17 protein-coding genes and 1 pseudogene are annotated in these 16,480 nt (G+C 32.3%); 7 read left to right on the forward strand and 11 right to left on the reverse strand.

What is annotated here, in order from left to right:
- Positions 1 to 69 precede the first annotated feature (69 nt).
- Positions 70 to 339: a DUF1294 domain-containing protein gene (locus tag ACHAJD_RS08355; RefSeq protein ID WP_435585409.1), complete on the reverse strand. Its 270-nt coding sequence runs from the start codon at positions 337 to 339 to the stop codon at positions 70 to 72.
- Between the two features lie 235 nt (positions 340 to 574).
- Here ACHAJD_RS08355 and ACHAJD_RS08360 point away from each other — a divergent pair, with 235 nt between their 5' ends.
- From ACHAJD_RS08360 to ACHAJD_RS08390, 7 genes and pseudogenes are all read left to right on the forward strand, one after another.
- Entirely contained in the window at positions 575 to 1,075 is a 501-nt protein-coding gene (locus tag ACHAJD_RS08360) for a ferritin (protein ID WP_435585410.1), read from the forward strand.
- Positions 1,076 to 1,355: 280 nt separating this feature from the next.
- Complete coding sequence (locus tag ACHAJD_RS08365; protein ID WP_435585411.1) at positions 1,356 to 2,090, forward strand: phosphatidate cytidylyltransferase; 735 nt, start codon at positions 1,356 to 1,358, stop codon at positions 2,088 to 2,090.
- Complete coding sequence (locus ACHAJD_RS08370; protein WP_435585412.1) at positions 2,090 to 2,698, forward strand: cation efflux transmembrane domain-containing protein; 609 nt, start codon at positions 2,090 to 2,092, stop codon at positions 2,696 to 2,698. Before ACHAJD_RS08365 ends, ACHAJD_RS08370 begins: the two co-directional genes overlap by 1 nt.
- 344 nt (positions 2,699 to 3,042) lie before the next feature.
- On the forward strand, positions 3,043 to 3,444 hold the full coding sequence (locus ACHAJD_RS08375; protein ID WP_435585413.1) for a hypothetical protein: 402 nt from the start codon (positions 3,043 to 3,045) through the stop codon (positions 3,442 to 3,444).
- 620 nt (positions 3,445 to 4,064) lie between these two features.
- Positions 4,065 to 4,364 (forward strand): annotated as a pseudogene (locus ACHAJD_RS08380) (S41 family peptidase); the annotation flags it as partial.
- Positions 4,365 to 4,401: 37 nt separating this feature from the next.
- Positions 4,402 to 5,358 carry an ABC transporter permease gene (locus ACHAJD_RS08385; RefSeq protein WP_435585414.1) on the forward strand — a complete coding sequence of 319 codons (957 nt, stop codon included), beginning with the start codon at positions 4,402 to 4,404 and terminating at the stop codon, positions 5,356 to 5,358.
- Between the two features lie 226 nt (positions 5,359 to 5,584).
- Positions 5,585 to 5,797, forward strand: coding sequence for a heavy-metal-associated domain-containing protein (locus ACHAJD_RS08390; RefSeq protein ID WP_435585415.1), 213 nt, complete (start codon positions 5,585 to 5,587; stop codon positions 5,795 to 5,797).
- 107 nt (positions 5,798 to 5,904) lie between these two features.
- Here ACHAJD_RS08390 and ACHAJD_RS08395 read toward each other — a convergent pair whose 3' ends face one another.
- From ACHAJD_RS08395 to ACHAJD_RS08440, 10 genes are all read right to left on the reverse strand, one after another.
- A complete protein-coding gene (locus ACHAJD_RS08395) occupies positions 5,905 to 6,603 on the reverse strand; it encodes an ABC transporter ATP-binding protein (protein WP_435585416.1) in 699 nt (232 codons plus the stop codon).
- Positions 6,596 to 7,753: an ABC transporter permease gene (locus ACHAJD_RS08400; RefSeq protein ID WP_435585417.1), complete on the reverse strand. Its 1,158-nt coding sequence runs from the start codon at positions 7,751 to 7,753 to the stop codon at positions 6,596 to 6,598. Before ACHAJD_RS08400 ends, ACHAJD_RS08395 begins: the two co-directional genes overlap by 8 nt.
- Positions 7,741 to 8,382, reverse strand: coding sequence for a cobalamin B12-binding domain-containing protein (locus ACHAJD_RS08405; protein WP_435585418.1), 642 nt, complete (start codon positions 8,380 to 8,382; stop codon positions 7,741 to 7,743). The genes ACHAJD_RS08400 and ACHAJD_RS08405 overlap by 13 nt, the downstream gene beginning before the upstream one ends.
- A gap of 108 nt (positions 8,383 to 8,490) precedes the next feature.
- Positions 8,491 to 9,753, reverse strand: coding sequence for an ABC transporter permease (locus ACHAJD_RS08410; protein WP_435585419.1), 1,263 nt, complete (start codon positions 9,751 to 9,753; stop codon positions 8,491 to 8,493).
- Positions 9,740 to 10,642 (reverse strand): ABC transporter ATP-binding protein, encoded by a 903-nt coding sequence (locus tag ACHAJD_RS08415; RefSeq protein ID WP_435585420.1) that lies wholly within the window; start codon positions 10,640 to 10,642, stop codon positions 9,740 to 9,742. Before ACHAJD_RS08415 ends, ACHAJD_RS08410 begins: the two co-directional genes overlap by 14 nt.
- 68 nt (positions 10,643 to 10,710) lie before the next feature.
- Positions 10,711 to 12,312: an ABC transporter permease gene (locus tag ACHAJD_RS08420; RefSeq protein ID WP_435585421.1), complete on the reverse strand. Its 1,602-nt coding sequence runs from the start codon at positions 12,310 to 12,312 to the stop codon at positions 10,711 to 10,713.
- Between the two features lie 2 nt (positions 12,313 to 12,314).
- Positions 12,315 to 13,196 carry an ABC transporter ATP-binding protein gene (locus ACHAJD_RS08425; RefSeq protein WP_435585422.1) on the reverse strand — a complete coding sequence of 294 codons (882 nt, stop codon included), beginning with the start codon at positions 13,194 to 13,196 and terminating at the stop codon, positions 12,315 to 12,317.
- 8 nt (positions 13,197 to 13,204) lie between these two features.
- Entirely contained in the window at positions 13,205 to 13,828 is a 624-nt protein-coding gene (locus ACHAJD_RS08430; protein WP_435585423.1) for a TetR/AcrR family transcriptional regulator, read from the reverse strand.
- 748 nt (positions 13,829 to 14,576) lie between these two features.
- A complete protein-coding gene (locus ACHAJD_RS08435) occupies positions 14,577 to 15,758 on the reverse strand; it encodes an ATP-binding protein (RefSeq protein WP_435585424.1) in 1,182 nt (393 codons plus the stop codon).
- A gap of 398 nt (positions 15,759 to 16,156) precedes the next feature.
- A complete protein-coding gene (locus ACHAJD_RS08440) occupies positions 16,157 to 16,426 on the reverse strand; it encodes a type II toxin-antitoxin system Phd/YefM family antitoxin (RefSeq protein WP_435585425.1) in 270 nt (89 codons plus the stop codon).
- Positions 16,427 to 16,480 lie beyond the last annotated feature (54 nt).

Here is a 16,480-nt window from a genome sequence, read left to right on the forward strand (position 1 = left end):
TTTAATCGCAACCTGTCGTTTTTACTCTACTTAGATAAATAAACATTATTTGAATAGTTGATTAAAGACTTAAACTCCTAAGGTATTTAGATAGATACCAATCAAAACATGTAAAATTATAAAAAGCAAATTAAGTAGTTTGAATTTTAGTCTATTTGTCTTATGTCTAAATGTAATCATCGCTAAGAAAGCGCCAATCCCACCTAAGAGTAACCCTAAAAAAAGTAACGACTTTTCAGATATACGTCGCTTATGTTTGATGGCTTTATATTTATCAATACCATAGGTAATAAATGTTAGTATACTCATAAATAGTATAACTACAATGTAATAAATCACTATATACCTCCTAATCGTCAATTGAAGTCCTTTATTCGATTTACTATATAGATAGCTAATCTATTCGTAATAATGCCATAATTATATCTTTTATACAAGCGTTCTATTACGAATTAGGAAAAAACCTTCAATAACTTAAGTAATTAAGTGCAAGTGTGTAATTAAATAGTTATTATGCTTATATTTTTATTATTATTTAACTCCGTGATATACTGACTAAGAAGGAGTGATTTGAATGAATAAAACGTTGGAAAAAGCTATTAACACCCAAATTAATTTTGAAATTGAGTCAGCATTTGTTTATTTGGCCATGAAAAATTATTTGGAAACATTATCATTAGATGGTTTCGTTAATTGGTATGACATTCAATTTCAAGAAGAAATGGCTCATGCACAAAAATTCATGGATTTTATTAATAATCTTGGAGGAAGGGTTGAAATTACAAATTGGCCTGCTCCAAAAAATGATTATAATTCTATTTTGGAAGTATTAGAAACTTCATTAGCTCATGAAAAAGAAGTAACAAAACGCATTCACAACTTAATGCATTTGGCTGAAGAAGAAAAAGATTATCCTACCATAAGTTTGCTTAAGTGGTATGTTGATGAACAGGTTGAAGAAGAAGATAATTTTTCTAGATTAATTGAAAAGGTTAAGTTAGTAAAAGATGCTGGGTTATATATGTTAGATAAAGAACTAGAATCAAGAGTCTTCATTCCTATAAATCCAAAATAGTAGCAATTTAAATTTATTATTTAGACAATACATCCTATTAATTAGTGGTTTTGCTTAGTTGCGAAACCCTTTTTATTATATCTATATAGTGTAAGATTCTTAAGCTTAACAAAACACACAAAATTTATATTCACTATTTTAAAATTACAGCCAACTGTGTTTAAGCCTTGGATAACGTTTGATTGTTACGGTACTAATTAGAGCATTCATTTACTTTACAGACTTGATAAACTATAATCATGGTATAAGGCTTCTATTAATAGAGAAATGAGGGATTCTAATGGATATTTTCATTACCATGCTTATAGTGGTATTATATTTCGGCTTAATTTTAGCCTTGATTCCAGTAATTTTAAAATCTCTTTTACGTGTTCCTATTGAACTTGTAAGAAAGTTTCAACACATTGGTTTCGCAAGTAGTATTTTCATTTTTTCTGAACGTGGTCATGAATGGGTTGACGTGGTGATCATGATTGTAATTTTTGGAACCTTTATTTTCTTTATGATGTGGTTAATTGAAAAAGCCCCAAACTATAATAAATTTTTTGTAGACCGAGATAAGTTGGGTGGGGAAATGAAACGTTCTTTACTGATGGCAATGGGGGTTTTTGCATTATTATTTACACTTTTTGGTGGCCTATTACCAAACGCTAGTTACACCCATGTCGTAATTGCTGTTATGAGCTGGGGCATTGGTGATGCGATTGCAGCTATATTTGGCAAATATTTGGGAAAGAGAAAATTAAACTCACCCGGTGTTGATCCTAATAAAACTTGGTTGGGGAGTGTAACCATGTCAATAAGTGTTGCCATTGTTGTATTTTTTATGGTGCTTTTTTATGCCTTTGAACCCTGGTGGGTTGCTTTAATCAGTGCGGTTGTAATAGCCGTTGTTGCAACAAGCATTGAAGCTTATAGTAAAAAAGGATTAGATACGCTATGGATTCCCTTAGGCGTTGCAAGTGTTTTATACGGACTTAACTGGATGTTTATTTGGATAATGGGAGGGTTATGATGAAAAACTCTAGACAAAGAACTTTATGGTTATCTGTAATATTTAGCGCATTTGGACCCTTTGTATTGATCATAGCTTTAACTATGAACACATCTACAACGCAATTCGCAGATTTTATAAGAAGAACTACAGAACTATTTGTATTAGTTTTAGCCCTTTGGACTTACAAAAAACTTGAAAATAGTCGTAATCAAGCTAAAGATAACCGATATAAATATATGATCTATTTAGCTTCAGGTATTGTTCTTTGGTTATCTTCAATGATCCTTAGTTTTTTACTTATTCAAAACTTAATGCACCCAGTTTATCCTGAAGGTAATGTGATTATAGGGCTTAGTGTTTCAGGAATTGGGATTATTTTTAATGGCTATTTTGCTGTTCGATATACATTATTTAATAAAGAAACGCCACATGCGGTTATGGATACACAAGGAAAGCTATATCAAGCAAAAACGATTGTTGATGTTAATGTATTTATTGCTTTATTTTCAGTATTACTATTTTCTAATATTGAGACACGTTATTGGATTGATAATATTGGAACAATGATTATCATTGGATACTTATTTTATAGAGGGTTTAAACTCATTTTAGAGTCTGATAAATAATCAGGTTTTATGATAATTTTCATGTAACCCTTTTTTGATGTTAAAATATTATTGTTTATTATTAATAGTTATCACAACATTAAACCGTGGTGTGACTTTATGATTACATATAAATTAGATGAAGATGCAAATTATGAAAAACTAGGATTTAAAAATGTTTATACAAGAAGGAATAATCCTAAAGGCTATAACAGTTATACAATGATACTAGCTTTATAAAAAATAATGAAGATTTAGATTCATAGCTTTTAAAACGTAAGATTTTATAAAAATTAACATCAAATATCATAAATTTTATGATTATATAAACTATAGTATACTAAACTTATGTGAGGGGCGTTAAAATGAAAAAGATACTATTAGTTATACATCTACTATTACTAGGGTTTATTTATGCCTGTAATAATAGCCAAGAAGAAACACCTTATATTATTCCAGCAAAAAGTTTATCAGATGTAAGAGATGTTGAGGTGTTTGTATTTTCAGAAATTTACGGTTATTTTCCAGATAAGATGCCAATTTATTATTTTGATGAAAATCCATTACCCTATCTTGATATTGAGATGTACATAGCCATTTTAGACAGTTTAGATTCAGATCTTAAGTTAAGTACTGAAATTATTGAATCTAAAATTATAATTACCCATGAACATATGTATAATTTTGAATACGAGTTTAACTATCAAGCTGAACTTGATGCAAACATAAATGAAATCTATGTAGATGGCGCTTTTTTTCGCAAATAGATTTTGCACTTAAAACAACTTATAATCATATTACAATTACAGATTATACAAGGGACGCTACCGAAGGATACTCAATTAATTTAAACGACTATGCGTTTACAATTGAGCAAACAGATGGAAAAATATACATGCCTTTTCACTTAGCGGTGTTAGTTTTTAATCCTATGCTACTACATACGCATTATAATTATGATACAGTTTATTTTGGCTATTGGAATGACGGAACCGAATTTCCCTCAACTTATTTACGTAATTTTGAAGTTCCAATTGAAATATTAGAATCAACCTATCAATATATGAGACTATTTTTTGATTATTTTTATGGATTATCTCAGTTTAAAGAAATCACTGGAGAAATGTTTATAGCCCCTTTTTATGAAGACTTAATGGACCCTAAAACGCATTATCAAACTTTGCGTCATCTTTTAACTCACCTCGATGATTTGCATACTTCCATTATAAATAGTAATTTATATCTTGATGATACAGATTATACTGCGTCGACTCCTGAATATATAAATCAATCTAGAAGAACCGTTAGATTAGAAGCCATTGATAATATAAGAAGTTATTGTAATAATAGACGAACAGGCTGGGAAAAAATCGATAATGATACAGCTATGATTCACATAAAAAGTTTTACGAGAGATACTGGCACAGTTATTAAACGCTATTTAGATCAAATTAACGAAGATAGCATTATTACTCATGTAATTTTAGATTTAAGTTGTAGTCCTGGTGGTTCAGGTATAGGATGGCTTGAGACATTGAGCATGATGACTAACGAATCGACTGTACTAAGAAGATTAAATACGATTGATGGCTCTGTCATCAATTTAACCTTTAATACGAACTATCAAATAAATGATGAACTAAACTGGTTTATCCTTGTATCCCCTTATTCTTATAGCGGCGCAAACTTAGTCGCATCTATAGCAAGTGATATTATTCCCATCGATGCGATCATTTTACTTTGTTATGAGACTAACTTTATACAGCTCAATTCCTTTGATGCTTGTTGCTTTAGGCGGACTTTATTCAGAACGAAGTGGTGTGGTAAACATTGCTTTAGAAGGTATTATGTTAATGGGTGCTTTTGTTGGGATATTCACCATGTACCTTTTACAAGGCCGTGGCATTGATGGACAATGGGTTTTCATCTTTTGTATTTTACTAGGTGGTATTGTCGGTGCGGTTTATTCAATACTACATGCCTATGCATCTGTATCAATGAGTGCTAATCAGATTATAAGTGGTACTGCGCTTAATCTAATGGCGCCAGCATTTGCGATTTTTATCGCACGTTTTGCAACAGGGACACAACAGTTAAACTTTACAGACAACTTCCGAATTGCCAATATGGGCATATTAAGCAGTATCCCTCTAATTGGTCCAATCTTATTTACAAATGTTTATCTATCTACATTTCTTGGATTAACTATATTTTTGATTGGGGCAATCGTACTCTATAAAACACGTTTTGGTCTACGTTTGCGTTCTTGTGGTGAACATCCACATGCTGCAGATGCTGCAGGCGTTAATGTTTATCATATCCGCTATGCAGGTGTTATTATCTCTGGGTTCTTAGCTGGACTAGGGGGCGTTATATTAATTGTTGCAACGACTACAACATTTAATGCAAGTGTATCTGGATATGGATTTTTAGCATTAGCAGTTTTAATAAGTGGTCAATGGCGTGCAGGTAGAGTGTTTGCTGTGGCTATATTATTTGGATTCTTACTTAAATTGTCTGATGCAGTCATATTAATTCCAATTTTAAACAATCTAGGATTCCCATCGTTAATGTATTCGATGATTCCTTATATAGCAACGCTTATCATACTAGCATTCACCTCTAAAAAATCACAAGCACCACGTGCTGTTGGTGAACCTTATGATGTTAGTAAACGTTAATTTTTAAGAGATTAGATATAAATATCCTATCATTTTGAACCATGTTATAACCCATTTCTCTTTGTAGATAGGTTTGAGAATAGCATTGATTACTTTTAATCGGAAACTTATTAGTATTACTAAACTGCATATTTACATTAGCATAGGTTATAAAAGTATAAAGAAAACCAAGAGTCATGATTATTGCGCTTATTATTATCCATCCAAAAAAGCAAAAGTATGACGCATGCATTGTGCATCGTGTATCAATCACATCTCTGCATTATTAGACCGGATATGTGTCATCGAGGTTGATATTGATATCGCTAAGCAATTTGCTAGAATTCGTTTTGATGATGACTTATCCTTTGCGAATCAAATCATTGATACCATTGAAGATGGTGGCTATATCGCAAAAAAACTATCTATCGTCGATGATGCTTATAATCTACTTGATTAATAAGCATTTCGTAAATAAAAGGACCTGATAAACGGACGCTCCAAAAAGAGCGAAAGATTATCAGGTCCATTTTTATTATTGTCATTAATTTAACGTACATTGATTTTCTAATTCTTAGGACTCACAGTAATATCCAAAATTACATGACCATCTTTAATTTCAATCATACGATCAGCTTTTTCAGCTATCTTCTTATCATGAGTAATGATAATAAATGTTGTTTGGTATTGCTTATGAATCTCTCTTAACAGTGTATAAACTTGTTCTGTTGTATCACTATCAAGTGCTCCAGTTGGTTCATCCGCTAAAATAATTTTAGGTTTATTCAAAAGGGCTCGTGCAATAGCGACACGTTGCATTTGGCCACCACTCATATCGGTTGCCTTATTGTTTTTTACATGAGACAATCCGACAAAATCTATTAGTTCGTTCGCATAGTCTAACGTCTCTTTTGTTAAGATATTTTTCTTAATTCTTGCAGGCATTAAGATATTTTCTATTGCTGTAAACTCTGGTAGTAAATAATGATGTTGAAAGATAAACCCAATCGTTTCATTTCTCAATAACGCAAGTTCTTTAGGCTTCATAGTACTTACTTCTTTGTTTAATATTTTAATTGTGCCTTCAGATGGGGTGTCAAGTGTGCCGATAATGTTCATCAATGTACTTTTTCCACTACCACTTTGCCCGATAATCGCATTAAATGAATGTTCTTGTATATCTAAGTTAATACCATGTAAAACCTCTGTTTTAACGACGGTACCGTAGGTTTTTCTAATGTTGCTTAACGTTAAAATATTAGCCATTGCGTATCACCTCGATAACGGTTAACTTACCACTTCTTCTAGCAGGGATTAAGGATGCAACTATTGCTGCAAGGATGGCCAGTGTTGCACTTAAAAACATAAAACTTGGTGTTATAATGAGTTCCAGTATTGGTGTACCATCTGGGTTTAAAGCGAATGCGCTAAAACTTTCTGATAGTCCAAGGCCTATTAAGATTCCTAAGATTCCACCAAAGAGTCCTAAGATAGCCCCTTGATATAAAAAGATCAGTCGCGCTTGATTATCTTTAATGCCCATGGCTTTTAATATACCTAACTGCTTAGACTTTTGTACCACCGTAATTGCTAAAACACTAGCAATACCTAGTAAAACTGAAATTAAGACAAAAACCTGAATCATTAACCCGGAAGTATTTTGGCCTTCAAGACCGCTTAATAAGGCTTGGTTCTCACTTTGCCACTCGGTTATATTAAAGTCATTTCCTAAACTACTGTCCAATGTATTTAGAACAGATTGCGAAGCAAAAACATCGTCTAGTTGCATTTCTATTAAAGAAACTCCGTTGATATCTAAAAATGCTTGTGCAATAGGCAAACTCGTCAACAACCAACGTTGATTAATTGCCGAAACTTTAAAATCAAAAACGCCTACTAAGTTCAAGGATTTTGTTTGCGGAACATTGTTTAAAACAAAGATAACCTCTATTTCATCACCTAAAGTTAGGTTTAATGTTTGAACTAAATCGATTCCAAGCATGATTTCTGAATGATTTTCTGGAAATCTACCTTCCAATAACTTCTCGTCTAACTGATACATTTTTTCAGCAGATTCAAAGTTAAATGCACGGACTATAATCGGGTCTGTTTGATCCGTAACAATGTTTCCAGGGTATTCTAAAACCGGGTTAACGACACGAATATTGTCATCGATATTGCTTATTAAAGTATATAACGCTTGATCGTCATCAATAAAAATACCTCGTTCTACTGCGCTAATAGTAACATGAGAGCTATTACCAATGGTTGTATTTAATAAATCTTCACGTAATCCTGTTATAATCCCACCAATAAAGATTTGGACACTAACGCCAACACCAATCCCTAAGGCAATGAGTAGTGTTTGCAGTTTTGAGTGAGTTAAAAATCGCCAAGCTACACTTAACGCGAACATGTTATGCCCTCCTTTTTCATGAAGGCTTTAAGATCACTAGATGTTTTAATATAGTGATCACACATAAGTTTATTTTGATACGTGGTTGTACCTCTACCTGAACCGATTATGGTTAAGTTGGGATAATCCTTTTTTAAAACCGATAATAATTTATTTAAGGTGAATAAATTATACGCGTTAGTAACACTTAAGACTAAATAATCAGGATTTACAACATCAAGTGCGTTTTTCAAAGTAAATAGTGGGGTGTTAGCCCCAATATAGGTTGTATTAAAACCGTAAATTTCAAATAAGTTCGCACCAATCACAGCACCAAGTTCATGCGTTTCATCTTGAGTACATGCTATAATAACCCGTTTTGGATTCTTTTGAGAAAACTTCATTTTAATGACTTTTAAATAGCTTGTTTCGATTAAACTGCGCACAATCGCACTCATTTGATGTTCTAACCAAATACATGCCGCATCATTCTCGGCACAATCAATGTTATTAAGAATCTTTGGAATCACGGTTTCATAAAAATAATGCAAATCTTCTAATGAATCAATTGACGCATCTACAAACTGATGCGCTTTGTCCTTTGCGTTTCTCTTTAAATAACGTTCTAAAGTTTCAATAAACTTCTCCACTTTATTCCCTCCCTGTAGGCAAGTATACTCTACATACTATATTATAGTAATGTATTAAAGCAAAAGATTTGCTTAACTAATAAAAACGCGTATATAAGCTTTTTACCATCATTTATTAGCAAAAAATGCTTTTTTTACATAAAACGAAATACGTTTTAAAAATTTCGTTTCTTCATAAGAAAGTATCGCAACACGATAAATAGGAGATATTATGTACATAAAGAGTACAACAAAACCGATTAATAAAACAAAAATGATAACAATTTCTAAGCCACTAATTACCCCTGTCGCAAATGCTACTGGTGCTACAAGTGGACTAAATAAAGGGATATAGGCAAACACTCTAATCGCTGAATCAAGACCGATAATCGGCAAAAAGATAGCGATATAAAAGCCCCCAAGCAGGGTGAATATAAGGGGTGCCTGAAATTGTTGGTAATCCTCTTGCGTGGTTGCAATAGCAGCAACTAAAGCTGCTAATGTTAAATAAAACAATGTACCAAGAATCATAAAGCTGACTAATGAAACTAAGATACCCGGCCAATTGGGAACACGTTGTGCAAACTCAGCTAGTAATGACATGGCATCGATATCTAAACCACTTTGTAGGAGCAAACTTATTAAGAAACCGATCACACCAAAAAGCAACAAAAACATCGATTGTGCGACTAGAAAGCTTATATTAACAATAATTTTCGACAGAAAGTGGATTTTAGCTGGCACGCTTGAAATAATCGTTTCAATGGCCTTAGTCGACTTCTCTTCGATAATATCAACACCTAAAAACTGTGTCGTTAATATAATTAGTATGAAAACCGGCAACATCAAAACTGTAATAATTCCTTCCACAAACATTCTTGTATCTGGATCAATCCCCTCACCAGGTTCTCTTGTGCTTGGGCCTTGAGCAAATGTATAATTCGCATATTGTATCCCTTGATAATCGTTTAAGAATGATTGAATATTAGCCAGAACAAAGTTTTGGATTGTGTCTTCTTTAATATACACTTCAATATCCGGTTGTGTTAAATCCCCTGTAAAAATAAGCATAACCTCTAAGTTCTCAGTCTCCCAAAACGCTTCACTTGATGGTAATGTTGAAGGATAGATAACATAAACATCATCTTCATAAGCTCGGTTAAAATAGTCAACCAGTGTTGTTTCAAGGGGATAATTTTCATCTGTTGTTTGATTGATTACAATAACATAAGGTTGAATAGTTTCTTCATCGGAATCAAACAAACTTATAATAGCAGGTACGTTTACTAATCCTACAATCAATAAACCTAAAATAACATTAGTAATAACAAAACTCTTCTTAAAAAGGCGTCTTTTTAACCCATGAAAAATCAAAAATTTAAACTTTTTCACGTACGCCACCTACTTTCGAGACAAATATTTCACTTAGTGAGGCTTGTTCAACTTCAAAACGCATAATGTTATTACATGTTTTAACATAATCAAACACGCCTTGAATATAATTATTTGACTCAATTCTCACTTGTATACCATTCGTATTCTTCTTCACCTCATAAACACCTAACAATTGGCTTAGCTCATCGATATCAACATCTGCATCGATATTGATGGTCAGCTTTTCAAAATCATCTTTTACCTGTTTGATGTATCCTTCAATAATGGCTTGCCCTTTTTCTAAAACAACAATTTTTTCACAAAACGATTCGACATGATCCAGTTGATGTGAAGAAAATACAATCATTGCACCTTTTTCTTGAAACTCTCTGATCACTTTTACAAATAAATCTGTATTGATCGGATCTAAACCACTAAAAGGTTCATCGAGGACAAGCAGTTTTGGCTCGTTTATAATCGCTGAGATAAATTGAATCTTTTGTTGGTTTCCCTTAGATAACTCTTTAATTTTTTTCTCTTTGTACTCACTGATGTCAAAATAATCTAACCAATACTCTAAACGTTTGATAATCATTGCCTTGGGCATACTTTTCAATTGTCCAAAATATAGTAATAATTCCTTAACTGTAAGCTTCGTTAAAAGCGATCGTTCTTCAATCATGTATCCGATTTCGTCGACATTGTGATAGCCAACTGTTTCTCCAAAATAACGAACATTGCCTTTTGATGGCTCCAATAATCCCATAATAACTCTAAACGTTGTTGTTTTACCTGCACCATTTGTGCCTAGTAATCCGAATATTTCACCCGGCTTAATCGAAAAATTTAAATGGTGTACCGCGATAAAATCACCGTACTTTAGTTCAACATTATTAACTTCTAACATAGTTCCTCCACACAATATATTTTATTATTGACTTTGTTACATACACCGAACCATAAAATGAGTTCTGATTATCCTATTAAATCTCTACGTTTGTATCCAAGAAAACCGCTTATAGTCATTATCGTTGCTAGTAGCAGAAGAATGATTGTTGGCAAAACTCTAAAGTCTTCTATCGGAAGTTGATCGACATATCCAAACGGTGTTAATTGCTTGAAAATATCGGGAAGACCAATAACATTTCCCATATAAACAGAAAAGAAAGAATAGCCAAAATAAACCCAGATTAATCCTGTTCGATTAGGATAGAATCCTAAAATCAATACACTTAACCCAATCATAAATAATAACGCTGGTAAGTAAGCAAACCCGGCTTGAAGTATAAGGCTAGTTTCTATTGGATCATCCATAGAAGCAATAATTCCACTAATCATACCTAGAGATCCTAAAAATAGGAGTATAACGCTACTAATCATGGCAATACCAGTAAAAATAGTCAACATCCTCATTCTTGATATACTCTTTGAGTAAATATGTTCAGTATGGTTTTTCTTTTCCTCACTTGCTAAACGGTTAAGAAACATAATGGGTCCGATGCCAGCGGTAATGGCAACAACCATCATAATAATGCTCATAAATTGAACATTTAACGGGAAATCACCCCCAGGTAACATTTCCTCAAAAATATCACTTCCTTCAATAAACGTGTCTAAATCTCCAAATATAGACCCATATGTAAGGCCGAGAATAAAGAGCGTAACAACCCAAGCGATCATTGCGGGTCTTAACAATCTTAAAACAAATCCAAGAGGGGTTTTAAGCGTGTTAGACGCTGATTCTTTGCCCTTTTTTTGAGCGATTAATCCTGATTCTAGATCACGTCTCGCATTTAAATAAAAAGCAAAAATAAATAATAAACCCGTAAACACGATAGTAAGAAGATTTAGATAATTATAGTTGTTGATATATACTTCTACACGTGCTGGCCAATTAAAAGGAATAATCCAAATTAAAACATTACCAGATAAATCCCCAATACCTCTTAAAATATACATCACACCTAAAACTAAAAAGCTTAACCCCATAACAGTTCGATTATTTTCGAATAACTGAGCTATAATCAGCACCATACTCGCAACTAAAATACCTGTAGTACCAATTGATAATCCAAATGTCATCGAGCCCATAAAAGTCATGCTATCATCGGGTACAAGTGCTAATCCAAAGCCAATAAGAATCGCTATTACCACGTTCATAGCTACAATAATAATGACTGTTGACAAGGTATTGCTTAATCGGCCCACTGGTAAAGATTGTATCAGTTCTAATATGCCTTCTTCCTCATCACCACGTGTAAACTGCGCCACGATAACGATGCTCATAATTGCTGAAAAAAGCATACTGAAAATTAACATTTGATTTCCTAATGATTGAGCTGTCGTATAATTTTCAGGGTCATATACGGGTCCAAACATAGCCACCATCATTGGATTTTGCATGGCTTCTGCTAAACCGATTAATTCTTCTGGATTCGGAAATAATGCAGGATATGCATGGCTAACACCAATGACAAATCCACTGATTAACATTACCCATAACGCAATTTTTATCTTCTCTTTTCGAAGCACAGTCATTAAAATGTTTTTTGTATTGTAAAACAGTTTCGTTTGCATCTTTACACCCCTTGATAATGACGCATAAATAAATCTTCTAAAGTGGGTGGATTGCTTTCAAACTTAGTGATAGTATATTGTCCAAGATGCTTAATTAAGGCATCTAACGATTTTGTTTCAACTTGAAAAGTGTATACACCATTTTCAACGTTATACTCATGAATACCTTTTACGTGTTCTAAGTCTTTAATAGTATCTTCTGATTTTAAGGTTATAGCTGTTCGGGTTAAATGTCTTAGATCTTCGAGTTTTCCAGATTCAATAATCTCACCATCGCGAATAATGCTCACATAGTCACACAGTTTCTCAATTTCGCTTAAGATATGGCTTGATAGAAAAACCGTCTTACCTTGCTTTTTGAGCTCGAAAATTTCCTCTTGAAACACTCTTTCCATGAGAGGATCCAACCCACTTGTTGGTTCATCAAGAATAAAGACTTCCGCATGACTAGCAAGCGCCGCTATAAGGGCAACTTTTTGACGATTCCCTTTTGAGTATGAACGACATTTTTTACTCGTATCTAAATCGAATTTTTTAATCAAAGTATCCTTTTTATCGCTTTTTTGATTGTTTCTCATGCTAATTAAAATATCGATAACTTCACCACCCGTTAAATTCGGCCATAGTTTAACATCGCCTGGTACATAAGCAATAGACTTGTGAATATTCACCGCCTCATGCCAAACGTCTTGACCAAACATTTCGGCTTGTCCTTTATCTGCTTTTAAAATTCCAAGCAAAACTCGTATTAGCGTTGTCTTACCAGCACCATTCGGACCGATAAAACCATAAATATTACCTTGATTCACCGTGAGATTAACTTCTTTTAATGCTTGTATTTTTCCGAAATTTTTAGATACATTCTTCACATCGATTATTTTCATAATGCCTCCTATTTATAAAATAACTTTCTTAAAGTGCTTACTAAGTTTTCGAACTCTTGATAATACGGTTCCATGTTTTCGTTTTTTATCTCTATGGTTTTGAATTTATCAGTCAACTCACGCTCATATCCATCTAGATTATATACAAGTAACTTCATAACTAAATCCGCATCAATATCATCTCTAAATAGAGATTTATCAACATTTTCTTTTAAACGAGTCCTAGCTAGAGATTGATACTCTTCTATTATTTTGCGTTGTGATTGTGACATTTGCTCTATCTCATGCAAATAGATATAACTCATAAAGTTAAATAGATACGGCTCTTGTTCATAAGCTTTTTTCTTAACTTGAGAAACATTGATGTATCGTTTTAGAAAATCTTTCTCATCAAATTTAAGTTGTTCAATGTAATGTATTTTAATATACTCTATTCCCTTCTGAACAAGATGATTGAACAAGGTTCTCTTATCTTTGAAATAGTAAAATAGTTTTCCCTTGCTTATACCTGCATTAACGACAATTGTGTTAGTACTTGCTTTCGCGTAAGGTGTGTCAGTAAAGACTTCGTAAGCACTATCTAAAATCTTTTTTTGTTGGTCTTTACTTAGTTTATAAAAATGTTTATTCATCAACTCACCTCCGATATTGACCGAACTGGTCAATTCTATTTTACGCTATCAATTACCGAAAGTAAATAAAGCACATAATTTATCCAATCTTAGCAAATTAAAACCGAAAATAATTCTTAAATAGATCAGAACGATTTTCGGAATTATTTACCTGTTAAATATTACAAAACAAATGAACTACGAGTGATATAATCAATACTACTTGTATAACTGCAATCGTAAGAAAAAGCTTTTTTGAATATCCTTTAGGATTAATATATCCTTGCTTGGTCGAGTGTCTTAATCAGTGGGTGTAAACGCCAATAATACATACCAACAGAGACAATCATTGTAATAATTGAATACATTTTGATCATATCATCACCGAATAAAAGGATTATAATCAGTAATAGAATAAATATGATTTTTGCATTAGCTACCTAATTGACTAAATAGTTACTAAACATAGACAAATAAGGATCCTTTTTATTCATTTGCCAGTGTTTAAAAACCGCTTCACCGTTACCATATTTAACATCAGGAAAAAAGTACACTTCACCAAATTACATTCTACTAAAAAAATAATCAATTAAACAGCGCGGATATGTCGTTATTCAAAACAAATACTAAATATTTCCTAAAAACAACAAAACCTCATAACGCCTTTGTTATGAGGTTAGTAACGATAGTTGCACCTATTTATGATACGGCTCTTTGTAACAATCTTAGGTGCAACTATACATATGAAATTAAGACTCAGTTCTAATATTTATTCTAGTAGAAAATCTATAATATTTTTATGTTGAATTCCTTGTTGCGAAAAATCTACTTCATCTAATGAAAGCACATATTTAGGATATTGATCTTTAATCAAATTTAAAGAACCAAACTCTCTTTCTCTTGTTTTTAACGTCTCCATTAAATAAGTAACTTGAATATAAATTTTTTGCATGTTTCTAACCGCAATAAAATCGATTTCTTTATCCCCAATATTACCTATAGTTACTTCATAGCCTCTTCTCAACAGTTCAAAGAACACGATATTTTCTAATATCTTTTCTATATCATTTTCATTGTTAAACCGAGTTGCTCTTAAGCCCTGATCATTGACAAAGTATTTCTCATTAGTTGTTAGTAGTTTTTTGCCTTTTAAATCATAGCGTTGTGCAGAATAAATTAATAATACTTCTTTTGCATGACCAATATAATTATACAGTGTTTCTTTACTAATGACTCTGCCCTCGTTTTTAAAATAGTTTATGATGTTTTTAGCGCTAAATGTTGACGATACGGTATTTAACAAGTAGCTAATATACTTATCTAAAGCATCAACACCTGAAATATTATGACGCTTAACAATATCTTTTATGACAATAGAGTCATATAAATCCATAAGGATAGACCGTTTTTGATCTTCTGTATCAAACCCTTGTATAACAGGGAATCCACCATACTTAATAAACTCCTTAAATATTTCTTTCTTACTTTTCTTTTGATGATACTCAACTAACTCTTTATAAGAAAATGGAAAGACTTTGAAACTTTTATACCTTCCTGTTAGTAATGTTGCATACTCGCCTGATAACATTTTAGAGTTAGAACCTGTTAGGTAAATATCCACATCTTTTGTAGCATGGAGTGAGTTGACAACTTGTTCAAAGTTTTCTACCTCTTGTATTTCATCTAAAAAAACATATGTTTTTAAATCACTTAGAACATTAGATTCTAAATAGTCGTATAGTTTATCTTTGTCTTTGTATTCTCTAATACGATAATCCTCAAAGTTCAGATAAATTATTTGATTATTTTTTATCCCTTCATCTCGTAATTCTTCCATTATCTGCTTCATCAAAGTGGATTTTCCAGAACGTCTAATCCCTATAATTACCTTTATTAAATCCGTTCGAATGAACGGTCTAATTTGTGTTAAGTACAAGTCTCTTTTAATCACAGTTATCACCTCATACTTGAATGATATCATTTTTTTGTTCGTTATACAATACCGTTTTATTTATTCTTGCCATTTTTGTTCGCTGTAGAGTACCTTTAAAAGTGTTTCGCAATAGTGCATGCATTCTAACTTATATATACTAAAGAAGGTTCAGCAAAATTATAACATAATCATTTCAAACTCTTTTTCACACATTATTTTTGTTTTAAAACTTTTTTTATCTGGTTTTGGCAATATAGGTATTGAGTACTCAAATCAATCAATATGTGAAATCATTGCGTTTTTTTACCTATATTATTGATATAAGCGTAATAGTTACTCATAAACTAGCATTTATTATCAGTGGGTATCCTTTAAGAAACTTACAAATATCTTTAAATTTAGCTTTTGGTAATAGTTTATAACTTATTTCCATACTTTGCTTTCATTTCATTAATATGCATTGGTCCATCAGTTTTTAAATCATCCTTTTCTATATCTTTCAAGGAATCATTAATCATCTTCACAATTTGATTTTTAGCAATTTCTCTTTCATAGACTTCAACACTCATTAAAACCATGGATCCATAACCGTTTTTTGTAAAAAAAACTGGTTCATCACTTTCCTGTACAATTTTGGAAATGTTTGCCGTATTCTTTAACTCATTGATTGGAATAATCTTTGGCATATAAACCACCCCTTTAACTTTATTATGGTATAATCATGCCATAATAGTGGCTTG

Source organism: Liberiplasma polymorphum (assembly GCF_043951795.1).
GTDB classification, from domain to species: Bacteria; Bacillota_I; Bacilli_A; order Izemoplasmatales; family Izemoplasmataceae; genus Liberiplasma; species Liberiplasma polymorphum.

Excerpts from the sequence above, each read along its gene's own strand:
- ACHAJD_RS08360 (WP_435585410.1), top strand. The coding sequence starts at position 575 with ATGAATAAAACGTTGGAAAAAGCTATTAACACCCAAATTAATTTTGAA.
- ACHAJD_RS08365 (WP_435585411.1), top strand. The coding sequence starts at position 1,356 with ATGGATATTTTCATTACCATGCTTATAGTGGTATTATATTTCGGCTTA.
- ACHAJD_RS08370 (WP_435585412.1), top strand. The coding sequence starts at position 2,090 with ATGAAAAACTCTAGACAAAGAACTTTATGGTTATCTGTAATATTTAGC.
- ACHAJD_RS08375 (WP_435585413.1), top strand. The coding sequence starts at position 3,043 with ATGAAAAAGATACTATTAGTTATACATCTACTATTACTAGGGTTTATT.
- ACHAJD_RS08385 (WP_435585414.1), top strand. The coding sequence starts at position 4,402 with ATGCGATCATTTTACTTTGTTATGAGACTAACTTTATACAGCTCAATT.
- ACHAJD_RS08390 (WP_435585415.1), top strand. The coding sequence starts at position 5,585 with ATGCATTGTGCATCGTGTATCAATCACATCTCTGCATTATTAGACCGG.
- ACHAJD_RS08395 (WP_435585416.1), bottom strand. The coding sequence starts at position 6,603 with ATGGCTAATATTTTAACGTTAAGCAACATTAGAAAAACCTACGGTACC.
- ACHAJD_RS08400 (WP_435585417.1), bottom strand. The coding sequence starts at position 7,753 with ATGTTCGCGTTAAGTGTAGCTTGGCGATTTTTAACTCACTCAAAACTG.
- ACHAJD_RS08415 (WP_435585420.1), bottom strand. The coding sequence starts at position 10,642 with ATGTTAGAAGTTAATAATGTTGAACTAAAGTACGGTGATTTTATCGCG.
- ACHAJD_RS08420 (WP_435585421.1), bottom strand. The coding sequence starts at position 12,312 with ATGCAAACGAAACTGTTTTACAATACAAAAAACATTTTAATGACTGTG.
- ACHAJD_RS08425 (WP_435585422.1), bottom strand. The coding sequence starts at position 13,196 with ATGAAAATAATCGATGTGAAGAATGTATCTAAAAATTTCGGAAAAATA.
- ACHAJD_RS08430 (WP_435585423.1), bottom strand. The coding sequence starts at position 13,828 with ATGAATAAACATTTTTATAAACTAAGTAAAGACCAACAAAAAAAGATT.
- ACHAJD_RS08440 (WP_435585425.1), bottom strand. The coding sequence starts at position 16,426 with ATGCCAAAGATTATTCCAATCAATGAGTTAAAGAATACGGCAAACATT.